Raw genomic sequence first — 15,613 nt, 5'->3', positions numbered from 1 at the left:
CCAACATGGCCCCGACCTGTTCAGGTTAGTACGGCCCGTCGGCCAACAACTTTCGAAATCCGTCCTCGTCGAGAATCGGCACACCCAGTTCGACGGCCTTGTCGTATTTGGAGCCGGGCGAATCGCCGGCCACCACGTAAGCCGTCTTTTTCGACACTGAGCCGGCGGCCTTGCCGCCGCGGGTCACGATGGCCTCCTTGGCGTCGTCACGCGAGAAGCCGGTCAACGAGCCGGTGACCACAATGGACAGCCCCTCCAAAGTGCGGGGCACGCTGGCGTCGCGCTCGTCGGCCATCCGCACCCCCGCCGAGCGCCACTTGTCGACGATCGCGCAATGCCAGTCGACGGTGAACCACTCGGTGACCGCGGCGGCGATCGTCGGGCCCACCCCCTCCACGGCGGCCAATTGCTCCGTCGACGCCGCCGTGATCGCGTCCAGGCTGCCGAACTCGGTGGCCAGTGCACGTGCGGCGGTCGGGCCCACATGCCTGATCGACAACGCGACCAGCACCCGCCACAACGGCTGCTTCTTCGCCTTGTCCAGGTTGGCCAGCAGGCGGTTGCCGTTGGCCGACAGCGCACCGGCTTTCGTCCGGAACAAGTCGGTGCGCAGCAGGTCGTCTTCGGTGAGGGTGAACAGATCGCCCTCGTCGGTGATGACGTGCGCCTTCAACAGCGCGATGGCCGCCTCGTAGCCCAGGCCCTCGATGTCGAGTGCGCCACGACCGGCGACGTGAAAAACCCGCTCGCGCAGCTGCGCCGGACAGGACCGCGAGTTAGGGCAGCGGATGTCGGCATCGCCCTCCTTGGCCGGAGCCAACGTCGTCCCGCATTCGGGACACGTCGTGGGCATGACGAATTCGCGTTCTGAGCCGTCTCGCAGGTCGACGACGGGACCGAGCACTTCGGGGATCACGTCACCGGCCTTGCGGATCACCACGGTGTCACCGATGAGCACGCCCTTGCGCCCGACCTCCGACGCGTTGTGCAGGGTGGCCAGCCCGACCGTCGAGCCGGCCACCTTCACCGGCGTCATGTAGGCGAACGGGGTGACCCGCCCGGTGCGGCCGACGTTGACGCGGATGTCCAGCAGCTTGGTCTGCGCCTCCTCGGGCGGGTACTTGTAGGCGATCGCCCACCGCGGCGCGCGTGACGTCGAACCCAGCCGGCGCTGCAGCGAGACTTCGTCGACTTTGACGACGACACCGTCGATTTCGTGCTCGACGTCGTGGCGGTGCTCTCCCCAGTACGTGATGCGCTCGTGTGCGCCGGCCAGCCCGTCGACCCGGGCGGTGTGCTCGGAGACCGGCAGACCCCAGGCCCGCAACGCCAGATAGGCGTCGTGCAGCGTGGCCGGTCGAAATCCCTCGGTGCGGCCCAGGCCGTGGCAGATCATCCGCAGCTTGCGGCGAGCGGTCACCGCGGGATCCTTCTGGCGCAGCGAGCCCGCAGCACTGTTGCGCGGGTTGGCAAACGGCGTCTTGCCGTCCTCGACCAACGCGGCGTTGAGCGCCTCGAAGTCGGCGAGCCGAAAGAACACCTCGCCACGCACTTCGAGGACATCGGGTACCGGATAGTCGTCGCTGGCGGTCAGCTGGGCGGGCACGTCGTCGATGGTGCGCGCGTTGAGCGTGACGTCTTCGCCGGTGCGGCCGTCACCGCGGGTCGCCGCGCGAGCCAGGCGCCCGTTTCGGTACACCAATGACAGGGCGACCCCGTCGATTTTGAGCTCGCACAGGTAGTGCGCGTCGGTGCCGATCTCGGCGCGCACCCGCGCCGCCCAGGCGTCGAACTCCTCGCTGCTGAACACGTTGTCCAGCGACAGCATCCGCTCCAGATGCTCGGCTTCGGTGAACTCGGTGGCAAACCCGGCGCCGCCGACCAGCTGAGTGGGCGAGTCCGGGGTCCGCAACTCGGGATAGCGCTCCTCGAGCGCGGCCAACTCCCGCAGCAGCGTGTCGAACTCGGCGTCGGTGATGATCGGGGCGTCGCGCACGTAGTAGCGGAACTGGTGTTCGCGCACCTCGTCGGCCAGTTCGCGCCATTGCCGCCGCACGTCGGGCGGGACCGGGTCAGCTTCTGGTGAGCTCACCTTGGCAGGCTATCGGAGGGCGCTGACATGGCGACCACCTCAGATCGCCTCGGGGTCATCGACGAACGCCTCGGCAACGTTGCGGGCCAACTCGACGGCCGCGCGGGCCCACGCGGGGGTCGCGCCGGCCAGGCCGCAGGCCGGGCTGATGCCGATCCGCTCGCGCAAGGCCGATCGGGCGAAGCCGAGCCGGTCGATCACGGCGACCGCAGTGGCGGCGACCTCTTCTACCGAGGGCCGCCGCGTCGGCGCCTCCGCGGCGACCACCCCCAGCATGACCGTGCGGCCCGCGTCGACGAACTCGGCGAGCCCGTCCAAATCGGCAGCCTGCAATGTTGCAGCATCCACCGATACCGCGTGAATACCGCTACGCAACAACACCTTCCACGGTAATTCGGCTGCGCAGCTATGCACCATCACGTCGGCTCCGGCGGCGGCAGCACAGCTGTCGAGCAGCGTGGTGGCGAGCGCCTCGTCGATCGGATGCACCGGGCTCAGCGCGGTCACACCCGCCAGCCGCCCGGCCAGCGCCGCCGGCAGCGACGGCTCGTCGAACTGCACCACGACCGGGGTGTCCAGCCGGCGCGACACCGTGGCGCGGTGTGCGGCGACGCCTTCGGCCAGCGACGCGGCCAGATCGCGCACCGCGCCCGCGTCGGTGATCGCGCGGTGCCCGTTGGCCAGCTCCAACTCGGCGGCCAGCGTTACCGGCCCGGGCGCCTGCACCTTGACCGCACGCCCGCTGCCACGCAGGCCCGCCGTCTCCCAGGCCTCTTCCAGCGCGTCGATGTCCTCGTCGAGCAGGCTGGCGGCCCGACGGGTGACCGCGCCGGGGCGGGCGGTGATGCGGTAGCCGCGCGGCACGGTGTCGATGGCCACATCGATCAACAGTCCGCCCGCTCGCCCGATGGTGTCGGCGCCCACTCCCCTGGCGGGCAATTCGACGAGATGGGCCAGCGCGCCCGCCAACTCGCCGACCACCACCTCGGCGGCCTGCCGCGCAGAAGTTCCCGGCCACGACCCGGTTCCGCTGCCGGTTGCGAAAACGCTCACCGGCCAACCGTACTGGCAGCCCGCGACTACCCTTGAGACAATGTGGCGCCCACTGCTGATGTGTGGTGCGGCGTTGCTGGCCGCAGCATGTACGCGAGTGGTGGGCGGCACGGCGCTACCGGCGTTCGGTGCTGGACCCGTTCCAAGTGTCGACGTCGACCGGGTCCTCCTCGACCAGTTCCGGATGCGCGCGATCACCGGCGCCGACGAGCGGCTGACGATCATCCCGTCGATGGATGGCAAGTCGCCGATCGACATCGACACGCTTGCCGACACCGCGCCGCCGGAGTGCCGGTTCGTCTACGCCGAGACCATTACCTTCGGGCAAGACGTCGAAGAGTTCCACAAGACCACCTTTCAGTACCCGCCGCGGGGCGGGCTGATCTCTGAAGGCGCCGCCGCCTACCGTGATGCCGACACCGCGCAGCGCGCCTTCGACGCCCTGGTCGAAACCGTCGACCACTGCGGCTCCAGTTCGGTCGGCAAGGCATTCGTCGGCCGTTGGCGCGCCGACGCCCAGTCGCTGCAGACCCGGCCGGGCGACTGCGGGCGCGACTACCGGGTCAAGTCGGTGGTGTTGATGGAGGTCACCTTCTGCGGGTTCCCGGAATCGGTGTCCGAGCTGGTGATGACCAACATCGCCGCCAACGTCCCTTAGCGGCGAAGAGCTCAGGACGCGTCGGCGATCGTGGCGCTGCCGATCACCTCATCGCCGTCGGGATCGCGACGGTAGAGCACCAAGGTCTGACCGGGTGCCACCCCGCGCAGCGGTGCCCGCAAATTCACGTCGAGCCGGTCGCCGGCCACTGCCGCGACGGCGTCGACGGTGTCGCCGTGCGCGCGTACCTGGACCGCGCATTCGACGGGCCCGGACGGGGCCGTGCCGGCGGTGAACACGGGTTGGTGGCCGGTCAGTTTCCACACGTCGAGGTCGGCCGCTGCGCCCACCCGCACTGTGCCGCTCTCAGCGTCGATGGCGGTGACGTAGCGCGGGCGGCCGTCGGCGCCGGGGCCGGCGATGCCCAGGCCCTTGCGCTGCCCGATGGTGAAGCCGTGCACCCCGTCATGCTCGGCCAGCACGGTGCCCTGGCCGTCGACCACGGTGCCCCGCCGCACTCCGATACGGGCGCCCAGGAAGGCCCGGGTGTCACCGGACGGGATGAAGCAGATGTCGTGGCTGTCCGGTTTCTCGGCCACCGCAAGACCGCGGCGGTTGGCCTCCGCGCGGATCTGCGGCTTGGCGGTGTCGCCGATCGGGAACGCGGCGTGGCGCAACTGCTCGGCGGTGAGCACCGCCAGCACGTAGGACTGGTCCTTGTCACGGTCGACGGCGCGGCGCAGCCGGCCATCGGACAGCCGGGCATAGTGCCCGGTGGCCACCGTGTCGAAACCCAGCGCAAGCGCGCGGGCTGCCAGCGCCGAGAACTTGATCCGCTCGTTGCACCGCACACAGGGGTTGGGGGTTTCTCCCCGCGCGTAGGACGAGACAAAGTCGTCGATCACGTCTTCTTTGAACTTGTCGGCGAAATCCCAAACGTAGAACGGGATTCCGAGCACGTCGGCGACACGGCGGGCATCGCCGGCATCCTCCTTGGAGCAGCAGCCCCGCGAGCCGGTACGCAGCGTCCCAGGTGCTTGCGACAGCGCCAGATGCACACCGACCACATCGTGGCCGGCGTCGACCATCCGCGCGGCGGCCACCGAGGAGTCCACGCCGCCGCTCATTGCGGCCAGCACCTTCATCGGGCCACCCCCGCTGCGGCCAACGCGGCCTGCCGCGCGCGGGATACCGCACCCGGCAGCACCCGCAGGGCAGCATCGATGTCGGCTTCGGTGCTGGTGTGCCCCAACGACAGTCGCAGGGATCCACGGGCGCTGGCCGGGTCGGCGCCCATCGCCAACAGAACGTGCGACGGCTGGGGTACCCCGGCCGTACAGGCAGACCCGGTCGAGCACTCGATTCCGTTGGCGTCCAACAACATCAGCAGCGCATCGCCTTCGCATCCTTCGAAGGTGAAGTGGGCGTTGCCCGGCAGCCGCGGCTCGCGGGCGCCGTTGACGCGAACGTCGTCGACTTCGGCCAGCACACCGTCGATCAGCCGGTCGCGTAACGCGCGCAGCCGGGCACTGGTGGCCTCCAGCCCGTCGACCGCGATCTGCACGGCGGCGGCCATTGCGACGGCGCCCGCGACATCTGGTGTGCCAGAACGGATGTCACGCTCTTGGCCACCACCGTGTGACAGCGAGACGCAGGAGACGTCTCGGCGAAGTAGTAATGCGCCGACACCGGGAGGGCCACCGAACTTGTGTGCCCCCATACTCAGCGCGGACAACCCGCTGGCCGCGAAGTCGACCGGCAGCTGACCGACCGCCTGCACGGCGTCGCTGTGCATGGGCACATCGAATTCCGCGGCGATCGCGGCGAGCTCGGCGATCGGCATGATGGTGCCGACTTCGTTGTTGGCCCACATCACCGACACCAGCGCCACGTCGTCGTGGGTTTCCAACGCGTCGCGCAGCGCAGCCGGTGACACCGAGCCGTCGGCGGCTGTGGGCAGCCAGCTGATCTCGGCACCTTCGTGCTCGGCCAGCCAGCCCACCGCATCCAGCACGGCGTGGTGCTCGACGGCGGTGGTGACGATGCGGCGGTGTCGCGGCTGGGCGTCGCGGCGTGCCCAGTAGATGCCCTTGACGGCCAGGTTGTCGCTCTCGGTGCCGCCGGCGGTGAAGATCACCTCGGACGGGCGCGCACCCAGCTTGGCCGCGATCAGCTCGCGGGACTCCTCCATCCGCCGTCGCGCCGCCCGGCCCGTGGTGTGCAGCGAGGAGGCGTTGCCGACGGTACCCAGCACAGCCGTCATCGCCTCGATAGCAGCGGGATGCATCGGGGTGGTCGCGGCGTGATCCAGGTAGACCATGACCCGCCCAGAATACCGACGCTATTCGGCGGGCCGGTCTGCCAGGACGTAGCCGGCGAGACTGCCCAGCAACCCCGCGCAGTGCTCGACGAGCTGATCCGGGGTGTAGTCGAGTTCGCCGTCGGCCCAGCGGCGCAACACTTCGAACACTCCGCCGACGCCCACGATCGCGGCCAGTTCGCCGACTTTGACCGCGGCATCGGAGATGTTCAGGTGCAGCCGGGCCTGTTGCCAGACCAAATCGGCGAAGCTGGCCATCAGCTCGCTGCGCAGTTGGCGCAGGGTGGGCTCGGTGCCGGACTCCACGAACAGAATCCGGCCCAGCCGTGGATCGTTGTGCATCATCATCAACAGCGCGCGAATCGGGGCTTGCGCCAATGCATCGGCCGCAGCGCTCCCGTGGGGAATGGCCGCCACGATGGCCTCTTGCATGGTGATGCGCAGTTGCTCGGCCACTGCGCGCAGCAACGCGTCGCGGTCGGCGAAGTGCTGGTAGAAGTAGCGCGAGGTGACCCCGGACGTGGCGCAGACGGCGGTCACCGTGGTGTCCGCGGCGCCTCGGGTTCCCATCAGCTCGATCGCCGTGTCAATCAGGCGCGCCCGTCGCCCGGCTTCGCGCTGTTCGGCGGTCATGCCGCCATAGATCCGCGCCGGACTCACGGGCTACAGTCTGTCATTCTTATCTGACTAGGCGTAAAGTCAGATGTGAGCTTCGTAACGACAGGAGACCGGTATGCCGAGCAAGCCCCCCGCACTGAAGGCCCGTCGCGTCCAGTTCACGCTTCCCACCGGCGCCCGCAAGCATTACGCCGGCGACGACCTGGTGATGAGCCACTTCATGGCGATGCTGTCTGCGGCGTTTCCCGAGGGCGAGGACTTTTTCATCCGGTCCGTGCGCAACTATCGCGACCAGATCACCGACCCGGAACTGCAGCAGGCGGTCAAGGGATTCATCGCCCAGGAGGCCACCCACCGCCACCAACACCGGATGCTCAACGAGCGACTCCAGGACATGGGCTATCCCACCGAGCGGATGGACCGCCACGTCACATGGTTGCTCGCCAAGCTGGAAAAGATGTTCTCCACGGAGATGGCTCTGGCCGGCACCGCCGCCCTGGAGCACTACACCGCGACGTTGGCGGAGCTCCTGCTCACCGACGACGAGATGCTTGACCTGCTCGACCGATCGGACGTGCGCCAGATCCTGCTGTGGCACGCTTTCGAAGAGTGTGAACACAAAGCGGTGGCCTTCGATGTCTACCAAGCCGCCGGCGGAACCGAGCGGACCCGGGTGCGGGCCATGCGGATAGCCACCGTGATCTTCCTGGTCGAGATGGTCATCCAGACGGTCCGGTCGATGGCCCGCGATCGCGCGTCCTACAACCCGCGGCGGCTGCTGCGCAGTCTCAACGATTTCCGCAAATCGCCATTGCTGAGCGCCGAGACCCGTCGTCGCATCGCCGCCTACACCCGCCCGGGTTTCCACCCGAACGACTGGGACAGCACCGAACTCCTCGACCGCTGGTCCAAGGAACTCTTCGACGCGGACGGAACGCAGCTCATCCAGGCGCAGTAAGCCTGCTACGGCAGGCATTGCCGTGTCGTGAAAATTAGTTCACTATTCAGCCGTGGCCAACGTCGACGGCGCGACTTTCGATCCCGCTGCGCTGCGCGCCAAATACGCCGAAGAACGCCGACGACGGTTGCGGCCGGACGGAATCGATCAATATGTCGAAATCAGCGGCGCGTTCGCCCGATTCGGCGACGACCCGTGGGCTGATCCCGGCTTCACACGCGAGCCGCTGACCGACGCGGTCGACGTGGCGGTCGTCGGCGCCGGTTTCGGAGGGTTACTCATCGGCGCGAGGTTGAAAGAACTCGGCGTCGACGACGTCCGGCTGATCGACAAAGCCGCTGACGTCGGCGGCACCTGGTACTGGAACCGCTATCCCGGTATCGCCTGCGACGTCGAATCCTACGTCTACCTACCGCTGCTGGAGGAGCTCGGTTATATCCCGACCGAGAAGTATGCCAAGGGGGCGGAAATCTTCGCCCACTGCCGCCGCATCGCCGAGCACTACGACCTGTACCGAAACGCCTGCCTGCAGACCGAGGTGCGCGAAATCCGTTGGAATCCAGCAGAATCACGATGGGTTATCAGTACCGATCGTGGCGATCGTATCCGCGCCAGGTTCGTGGCGATGGCCAACGGGTATCTGCAGAAGCCGAAACTGCCAGGGATTCCGGGTATTACGAATTTCAGCGGCCACGCCTTCCATACCAGTCGGTGGGATTACGATTACACGGGCCCAGAACTCGCCAGATTGTCAGACAAGCGGGTGGGCATCATCGGGACCGGCGCGACAGCCATCCAGTGTGTTCCCCGCCTCGCCGAAGCGGCCCGGCGCCTCGTCGTCTTCCAGCGGAGCCCGTCAACGGTCGACGTGCGGGCCAATCGGCCCACCGATCCGCACTGGGCAGCGGCGTTGCAGCCGGGCTGGCAACGGCGACGGATGGAGAATTTCCAAATCCTCACGGCAGGAGGACAATCCGACGAGGATCTGGTCGACGACGCCTGGACCAGCCTCACCAAGAAGATGCCGATCGTGAACGCCGACGGTGCGAACGCGGCGGAGCTGGCCGATTTCGCGAAGATGGAAGAGATTCGGGCCCGGGTGGATTCGCTGGTCACCGATCCCGCCACCGCCGAGGCGCTTAAACCCTGGTACGGGTATTACTGCAAGCGGCCGTGTTTCCACGACGAATACCTGCAGGCGTTCAACCTCCCCAATGTCACCTTGGCCGATACTCGCGGCCGCGGGGTCGACCAAATCAACGAGAACGGTGTCGTCGTCGACGGCGTCGAATACGACTTGGACTGCTTGATTTTCGCCACCGGATTCGAAGTCGGCACCGATTACCGGCAACGAACCGGCTTCGAGGTCGTCGGCCGCGACGGTGGCACCCTCACCGACAAATGGGCCGACGGGATATGCACATTCCACGGCCTGCAGATCAACGGATTCCCGAACTGCTTTATCGAAAGCATCGCGCAGTCCGGGTTTACAGTGAACTTCCCCTACCTCATCGACACCCAGTCCCGCCACATCGCGTGGGTGATCGCCTGGGCATTGCAGCACGGCGTGGCGGAGTTGGAGGCCACCGCCGACGCCGAGGCAGCATGGGTCGACGCTGTGGTGCAGCGCTCCAGCGTCATCGCCGGACGGCGTGAGTCGTGCACACCGGGCTACTACAACCGCGAGGGCCAAGCGAACAAGAGGCTCAACCAGGACAGCTTCTTTTTCGGCAGCCCAACCGAATACGCCGACATTCTCGCCGCGTGGCGGGACGCCGGCAACCTTGATGGGCTTGAGATATGGGCCGCTGAGGGCCGCCCGTTGATGACGACCGTCGCCGGCGACGTCGACGTTTAGGCAGCGGCACCGCCGCCATCGGCGTGCAGGGTGGAGCCGGTGATGAAGCTCGAGCGAGGCGAGGCCAAAAACAGCACAGCCTGAGCAATCTCGGCTGGGTTGGCGGTGCGACCGAGTGGTAGCGCCCGGCCCAGTTCGTCATTGGTGTCGCCCCACTCGGCGGCGACGCCGGCGGTGGCGGTGGGGCCGGGCGCGACGCTGTTGACCCGTACCCCGCGTGGTCCGAATTCGGCGGCCCAGGTGCGGGTCAGCGATTCCAGCGCGGCCTTGGACGCGCTGTAACTCGAAGCGCCGGGGATGCCTTTGAACGCGGCCATCGTGGTGACGTTGACGATGCTGCCGTGTCCGCGGCGCAACATGCCCGGGACCAAAGCCGCAACCAGGAAGTAGGCGCCGCGCACGTTGGTGTCGAAGGTCGATTCGAACGATGCGACGTCCTGTTCCACGGTCAACGCACCGGGGAAGCTGGCCGCGTTGTTCACCACGATGTCCACGTCACCGCATTGCCGGACAAGGGCTTTCACCGACTCCAGGTCCGACAAGTCGGCGGCCACGAAACGCGCCCCGGCGCCCAGTTCGGCGACGGCCGCGGCGCCGCGGTCACGGGAGCGCCCCGTGATGATCACCGCGGCGCCCTCAGCCGCAAGCAGCCGAGCGGACTCGAGGCCGATGCCCGCCGTCCCTCCGGTCACCAGCGCGGTCTCGCCGTGCAGTTCACTCACTGCGCTGCCAGCCAATCAGCCAACCGGGTGCTGGCCAACACGGCGTCCTCTCCGGTGACCAGCCCGGTGTCACCAACCTGGGTGCCGAAGTAGACCGCCGACGGGTCAACGACAATCGGCAGATCCTCGTCGCGGTGCGCCAGCGCCAGCTTGGCCAACTCGGCGAAGCTCATCTTCTCCGGTCCCCCGATGTTGACGATGCCGTCGACCGGCGCCCCCTGCGCAGCGCGGGCCACTTCGGCGGCCACATCGGCGCCGGCGATCGGCTGGATCAGCCCTTCGGGCACCCGCACTTCACCGTTGGCGGTTAACGATGCCGTGATCGCGTCGGCGAACTCGTGGAATTGGGTGGCGCGCACGATCGTGTACGGCAGCCCCGAGTCGGCGATGATGCGCTCCTGGGCCACCTTGGCGCGCATGTACCCGCTGTCGGGCAGGCCGTCGCAGCCCACGATCGACAGCGCGACATAGTGACCGACATCGGCGGTCTTGGCCGCGGCCACTTGGTTGGTCGCCGATGCGGTGAAGAACTTCAGCACCGGATCGTCGTCGAAATTCGGCGAGTTGACCACGTCGACCAACACGTCGGCGCCCGACAGCGCCTCCACCAGGCCCGTGCCGGTGAGCACGTCGGCGCCGGTATCGCGGGAAGCGGCCACCGTCTCGTGGCCGGCGGCGCCCAGCAGCGCGACGACCTTGGAGCCGATCTGTCCGCTGGCGCCCATCACTGTGATCTTCATTGGTTCCCTTCCCAGTTCGTCAATCCCGGTTGGTGATGGGACAACACTGGCACCCGCAAGGCTGTGGGGAAACCCTGGAAAGTCCGTGGTCTAACGCCAGGGCCCGTCGCGCAGTTCGCGACGCGACCGGATTCCGAGCTTGGCGAACACCTTGCGCAGATGCCATTCGACGGTGTGTGCGCTGATGAACAACTGGGCACCGATTTCGGGATTGGTCAGACCCGCGCCGGCCAGTTCGGCGATCTGCTGCTCCTGGGGAGTCAACACGCCACCGGAGGCACTTGGCCGCGTGCTGGTGGTGTCGCCGGTCGCCTGCAGTTCGCGCCGGCTGCGGTCGGCGAACGCGTGAGCTCCCATCCGGCTGAACATCTCGTGGGCGGTGCGCAGTTGGTCGCGCGCGTCGGTGCGGCGCTTCTCGCGGCGCAACCATTCCCCGTACACCAGGTGCGCGCGGGCCAGCTGTATCACAATGCGGGTGCGGCCCAGCCGCTCAATGGCCTCGACGTAGAGCTGTTCGGCGGCGTGGCCCTCACTGAGCAGTGCCCGCGAGCGGGCCAGCGCCCCCAGCGCGAAATCGGTACCGGCGGCCAGAGTGCGATCCTCGAGTTGGGCCAGCGCATCGAGAGCGATCGCGCGTTCGTCGGCGCGCACGCCGGCCTCCACCAGCTCGAAAAGATTCCAGCCGTACAGGCCCAGATCCTCGTATTCGCATGCCTGACGCAGCACCGCGCAGGCCACCGGATAGTGGCCCAGCCCGATGTGCAACACCGCGGTGGCGTACCCGACGAGGGCGTTGACCCGGCCCTCACCGCGTGCGTCCGCGTCGCGCGTGGCGGTCTCGATCAGCTCGGTGGTCTCTGCTTCGTCACCGACCCAGGCCGCCAATGCCAGTTCGTGGTAGCGCACCGGCGTGTGGCCCGCAGCAGCGGACAGGGTTCGGGCGTCGGCGATGAGCGCCCGCGCTGACGTGAATTCACCGGCCTGCACATGCACACCGGCGCGCGTCGTCAACGCCGCCGGCAGCATCGCCAGCGCACCGCTGTCGGTAGCGACCCGCACCGCGTCGGTGGCGATCCGATACCACGATTCGTCGTCCCACAGATCGTGCACGACAGCCTCGTGAGCAATCGGAAACGCCTGCCACGACCAGGTTTCGGGGGTAATCGCCGCAACCGCCGCGCGCATCGGCGCCACGCCGGCCGCGCAGCCCTTACTGATCCGGATGGTCAGGCCACGCAGCAGCAGGTCGGCCGGACGGGTGGAGTCGGTGTGCGGCCGGGCGAGCAGGGCCGCCACGGTGTCCTCGCGGGCCGCGGCGCCGAACCGCCGGCCGGCGTACATGGCCGCGCTGACCGCTTCCAACAGGGTCTCCTGCGCCATAGCGGCATCGAGTGGCTCTAAAGCCTTTGCGGCGTCGAACAATTGATGCACCGAACTGATCAGCGCGGGTGCATCGGCGCTGCCGCGGCTGCGGGTGAACGTCAGCTGCGCGCGCATTCGCGCCAGCCTGGCTCGCTGCAACTCGTCCAGCGGCGCCAGTTCCGCGATGCCCAGCAGCTCACCGGCGGCGTCGAGTTCCGCCGACGCGCGCTTGGTCTCGGCGGCGTCGAGCGCACGGGCTCCGCGCACCGCGGCGTCGGGAGTCAGTTCGGTGGCCCGGATCAAAAACGCTGCCGCTGCGGCTGTTCCACCGCGCAGCGCAGCTCTGCCCGCGGATTGTTCCAGCTCCGCGGCGACGGACTCGTCGGGAGCGGCCGCCGCATAGGCGCGATGCCAGGCGCGACGGTCGGGGTCGTGTGCCGGGTCGGTGACCTCGGCCAGTGCACGGTGGGCGTCGCGGCGATCCGCACCCGTGGCCGCACGATAGGTCGCCGAACGCACCAGCGGATGGCGAAACCGCACTCGTGCACCGATGTCGATGAGGCCGGCCTCCTCGGCCGGGGCCAGCGCACCGGGGGCGATCCCCATCGACTCGGCCGCCCGCAGCAGCAGCGTCGCATCACCCACCGGCTCCGCGGCGGCCACCAGCAGCACCCGCTGGGTGTCGTGCGGCAATGACCGGATCTGGGTCAGGAAGTGCTGTTCGATCTGCCCGGCGACGGGCTGCACGTCCGGGCGGTAGTAGCCGCCGGCCAGCTCGGCGGCGGACAACCCGCGGGGCAGCTCCACCAGCGCCAGCGGATTGCCGTGGGTTTCGGCGACGATCCGGTCGGCGACCTGCGGGTCGATCCGGCCGGGCAGCGCCGATTCCAGCAGCGCGTGGGCGTCTGGGTCGGCCAGGCCGCGCAGCATCAGCTTGGGCAACCCGGTCAGCCCGTCGACGGGCTCGCGCAGCGCGCACACCAGCGCGATCGGCTCGGCCAGCAGCCGACGCGCCACGAACCCCAGCGTCTGGGCGGAAACCCGATCCAGCCAGTGGGCGTCGTCGACGACGCAGCACACCGGGCGGTCCCCCGCGGCCGCGGCGAGCAGTCCCAGCACCGCCAGCCCGACCAGAAACCGGTCCGGGGCGGGCCCGGTGCTCAATCCGAACGCGATACACAGCGCCTCGCGCTGCGGGTCGGGCAGTATTCCGAGGCGGTCCATCAGCGGGGTGCACAGCTGCTGCAGCCCCGCGTAGGCCAGTTCCATATCGGAGTCCACTCCGGCCGCGCGGATCACCTCGAAATCGGCGGCCGCGTCGCTGAGGTACCCCAGCAGCGCCGTCTTGCCGATGCCGGCTTCCCCACGCAGGACCAGTACCCGGCTGTGGCCGGTGCGGGCCGCGGCAAGGAGTTCGTCCAGCTGCGCACACTCGACGCCGCGGCCGGTGAGCGCAGGCCGAGCAGACGCAAAAGCCCCCGACACACCGGGTGTGCGGGGGCTTCTACGTCTGCTCACGCAGCAAAAGTTAACCCTTGCGGGCCTTGACCGCCTCGGTCAGTTGCGGGGTGACCTTGAACAGGTCGCCGACCACGCCGTAGTCGGCGATCTCGAAGATCGGCGCCTCTTCGTCCTTGTTGACCGCGATGATCGTCTTGGAGGTCTGCATGCCGGCGCGGTGCTGGATGGCGCCGGAGATGCCCAGCGCGATGTAGAGCTGCGGCGACACCGTCTTACCGGTCTGGCCCACCTGGAACTGGCCCGGGTAGTAGCCGGAGTCCACCGCGGCGCGCGAGGCACCGACCGCAGCGCCCAGCGCGTCGGCCAATTCCTCGACCACGCTGAAGTTCTCGGCGCTACCGACACCACGGCCACCGGACACCACGATGGTGGCCTCGGTCAGCTCCGGGCGATCGCCGGCGACTGCGGGCTGACGGGAAGTGATCTTGGCGGCGTTCTCGGCCGGTTCGGGCACCTCGACGGTGACCTGCTCGCCGGCGCCGTCGGCCGGTTCGGCGTCGATCGCGCCGGCCCGCACGGTGATTACCGGGGTGTCGCCGGTGACCTCGGCCTCGACGGTGAACGCGCCACCGAAGATGGAGTGCACCGCCTTGCCGCCGGCCTGGACGTCGACGACGTCGACCAGCAGCCCCGAGCCGATCCGCGCGGCCAGCCGGCCGGCGATTTCCTTGCCGTCGGCGCTGGCGGCCAACAGCACGCCCGCCGGGGAAGCCGACTCGGCCAACGCGGCCAGCACGTCGACGGCCGGAGTGATCAGGTAGTTGTCGACCGTCTCGGATTCGCCGACGTAGATCTTGGCGGCGCCGGCCGACTTCAATCCGTCGACCAGCGGCTCGGCCGTTCCGGGCGCGCCGAGCACGACGGCGGCCGGCTCGCCCAGCGCGCGGGCGGCGGTGATCAGTTCGGAGGTGACTTTCTTCAGCGCACCTTCAGCGTGCTCGACGAGCACGAGTACTTCTGCCATGAGGTATGTCCGTATCTTTCGCGTCTAGGGGTCTTAGATGATCTTCTGGCCGACCAGGTATTCGGCGACCTTGGTGCCGCCGTCGCCCTCATCGGTGACCTTCTCACCGGCGGTTTTGGGTGGCTTCGGGTTCGACGCCAGCACCTTCGACCCGGCGTTGCCCAGCCCGACCTCGTCACTTTCGACGCCGATCTCGGCCAGCGTCAAGTTGGTGACTTCCTTCTTCTTGGCGGCCATGATGCCCTTGAACGACGGGAAGCGCGGCTCGTTGATCTTCTCGTTGACGCTGACCACGGCCGGCAGCGAGGCCTCGACGGTGAAGACGCCGTCGTCGGTCTCCCGCTCACCGGTGATCTTGCCGCCCTCGACCGACAACTTGCGCAGGTGGGTGAGCTGCGGCAAACCCAGGTACTCGGCGATGATGGCCGGCACCGCTCCGCCGACGCCGTGCTGGACGAGATCAACGAGCGCGCCGTCGAAGAGGCGCTGCTCATCCGGGAGAAAGAGGCCGCCGACGGAACCGAGGGCTCGGTGACCGTGCTGACTGCGGGCCCGGAGCGCGCCACCGAAGCGATCCGCAAGGCGCTGTCGATGGGTGCCGACAAGGCCGTCCACCTGCTCGACGACGGGATGCACGGCTCCGACGTCGTGCAGACCGGTTGGGCGCTGGCCCGGGCGCTGGGCACCATCGAGGGCACCGAGCTGGTGATCGCCGGCAACGAGTCCACCGACGGCGTCGGCGGAGCGGTGCCGGCCATCATCGCCGAGTACCTGGGTTTGCCGCAGCTCACCCACCTGCGCAAGTTG

The 15,613-nt window shown here is 68.4% G+C and carries 13 protein-coding genes and 1 pseudogene; 4 read left to right on the top strand and 10 right to left on the bottom strand.

Annotation, left to right across the window (positions count from 1 at the left end; genetic code table 11):
- Positions 1-25: 25 nt before the first annotated feature.
- The gene (gene ligA / locus A5707_RS09680) at positions 26-2,092 is read right to left on the bottom strand and encodes an NAD-dependent DNA ligase LigA (RefSeq protein ID WP_065014284.1); all 2,067 of its coding nucleotides are present in this window, start codon (positions 2,090-2,092) and stop codon (positions 26-28) included.
- A gap of 39 nt (positions 2,093-2,131) precedes the next feature.
- Positions 2,132-3,145: a methionine synthase gene (locus tag A5707_RS09675; RefSeq protein ID WP_065014283.1), complete on the bottom strand. Its 1,014-nt coding sequence runs from the start codon at positions 3,143-3,145 to the stop codon at positions 2,132-2,134.
- Between the two features lie 40 nt (positions 3,146-3,185).
- Between A5707_RS09675 and A5707_RS09670 the strand changes: the two genes are divergently transcribed.
- Positions 3,186-3,803, top strand: coding sequence for a sensor domain-containing protein (locus A5707_RS09670; RefSeq protein WP_065014282.1), 618 nt, complete (start codon positions 3,186-3,188; stop codon positions 3,801-3,803).
- An 11-nt stretch (positions 3,804-3,814) separates the two neighbouring features.
- Here the strand turns inward: A5707_RS09670 and mnmA are convergent, their stop codons facing one another.
- Genes mnmA through A5707_RS09655 form a run of 3 tightly spaced genes read right to left on the bottom strand, consistent with a single transcriptional unit; the run spans position 3,815 to position 6,723 of the window.
- Positions 3,815-4,888, bottom strand: coding sequence for a tRNA 2-thiouridine(34) synthase MnmA (mnmA, locus tag A5707_RS09665; RefSeq protein ID WP_065014281.1), 1,074 nt, complete (start codon positions 4,886-4,888; stop codon positions 3,815-3,817).
- Positions 4,885-6,063 (bottom strand): cysteine desulfurase family protein, encoded by a 1,179-nt coding sequence (locus tag A5707_RS09660; protein ID WP_065014280.1) that lies wholly within the window; start codon positions 6,061-6,063, stop codon positions 4,885-4,887. The genes mnmA and A5707_RS09660 overlap by 4 nt, the downstream gene beginning before the upstream one ends.
- Before the next feature lie 21 nt (positions 6,064-6,084).
- The gene (locus A5707_RS09655; RefSeq protein ID WP_197495298.1) at positions 6,085-6,723 is read right to left on the bottom strand and encodes a TetR/AcrR family transcriptional regulator; all 639 of its coding nucleotides are present in this window, start codon (positions 6,721-6,723) and stop codon (positions 6,085-6,087) included.
- Positions 6,724-6,796: 73 nt separating this feature from the next.
- Here A5707_RS09655 and A5707_RS09650 point away from each other — a divergent pair, with 73 nt between their 5' ends.
- Together A5707_RS09650 and A5707_RS09645 are read left to right on the top strand one after the other, a co-directional pair.
- Positions 6,797-7,639: a metal-dependent hydrolase gene (locus A5707_RS09650; protein WP_065014279.1), complete on the top strand. Its 843-nt coding sequence runs from the start codon at positions 6,797-6,799 to the stop codon at positions 7,637-7,639.
- 52 nt (positions 7,640-7,691) lie between these two features.
- Positions 7,692-9,497: a flavin-containing monooxygenase gene (locus A5707_RS09645; protein ID WP_065014278.1), complete on the top strand. Its 1,806-nt coding sequence runs from the start codon at positions 7,692-7,694 to the stop codon at positions 9,495-9,497.
- Here the strand turns inward: A5707_RS09645 and A5707_RS09640 are convergent.
- The 5 genes and pseudogenes from A5707_RS09640 to A5707_RS09620 form a co-directional block, all read right to left on the bottom strand.
- Entirely contained in the window at positions 9,494-10,219 is a 726-nt protein-coding gene (locus A5707_RS09640) for an SDR family NAD(P)-dependent oxidoreductase (protein ID WP_065014277.1), read from the bottom strand. The two genes, A5707_RS09645 and A5707_RS09640, sit on opposite strands and share 4 nt — an antisense overlap.
- Positions 10,216-10,959 carry an SDR family oxidoreductase gene (locus A5707_RS09635; RefSeq protein WP_065014276.1) on the bottom strand — a complete coding sequence of 248 codons (744 nt, stop codon included), beginning with the start codon at positions 10,957-10,959 and terminating at the stop codon, positions 10,216-10,218. The genes A5707_RS09640 and A5707_RS09635 overlap by 4 nt, the downstream gene beginning before the upstream one ends.
- Positions 10,960-11,049: 90 nt before the next feature.
- Positions 11,050-13,839, bottom strand: a complete 2,790-nt coding sequence (locus A5707_RS09630; RefSeq protein WP_232000683.1) for a helix-turn-helix transcriptional regulator — start codon at positions 13,837-13,839, stop codon at positions 11,050-11,052.
- A gap of 10 nt (positions 13,840-13,849) precedes the next feature.
- Positions 13,850-14,806, bottom strand: a complete 957-nt coding sequence (locus A5707_RS09625) for an electron transfer flavoprotein subunit alpha/FixB family protein (protein WP_065014275.1) — start codon at positions 14,804-14,806, stop codon at positions 13,850-13,852.
- A gap of 33 nt (positions 14,807-14,839) precedes the next feature.
- Positions 14,840-15,253: pseudogene (locus tag A5707_RS09620) on the bottom strand (electron transfer flavoprotein subunit beta/FixA family protein); the annotation flags it as partial.
- Between A5707_RS09620 and A5707_RS09615 the strand changes: the two are divergent.
- Positions 15,254-15,613, top strand: a 360-nt coding sequence (locus A5707_RS09615; protein WP_419866407.1) for an electron transfer flavoprotein subunit beta/FixA family protein, incomplete at its 3' end; no start/stop codon positions are given.

This window comes from Mycobacterium kyorinense, assembly GCF_001672775.1.
Classification (GTDB): Bacteria; Actinomycetota; Actinomycetes; order Mycobacteriales; family Mycobacteriaceae; genus Mycobacterium; species Mycobacterium kyorinense_A.
This window is presented reverse-complemented; position numbering and strand designations above follow the sequence as displayed.

Bases quoted from the DNA above. Each gene is read 5' to 3' on its own strand.
- A5707_RS09650 (WP_065014279.1), top strand. From the start codon at position 6,797: ATGCCGAGCAAGCCCCCCGCACTGAAGGCCCGTCGCGTCCAGTTCACG.
- mnmA (WP_065014281.1), bottom strand. From the start codon at position 4,888: ATGAAGGTGCTGGCCGCAATGAGCGGCGGCGTGGACTCCTCGGTGGCC.
- A5707_RS09625 (WP_065014275.1), bottom strand. From the start codon at position 14,806: ATGGCAGAAGTACTCGTGCTCGTCGAGCACGCTGAAGGTGCGCTGAAG.
- A5707_RS09635 (WP_065014276.1), bottom strand. From the start codon at position 10,959: ATGAAGATCACAGTGATGGGCGCCAGCGGACAGATCGGCTCCAAGGTC.
- A5707_RS09660 (WP_065014280.1), bottom strand. From the start codon at position 6,063: ATGGTCTACCTGGATCACGCCGCGACCACCCCGATGCATCCCGCTGCT.
- A5707_RS09670 (WP_065014282.1), top strand. From the start codon at position 3,186: ATGTGGCGCCCACTGCTGATGTGTGGTGCGGCGTTGCTGGCCGCAGCA.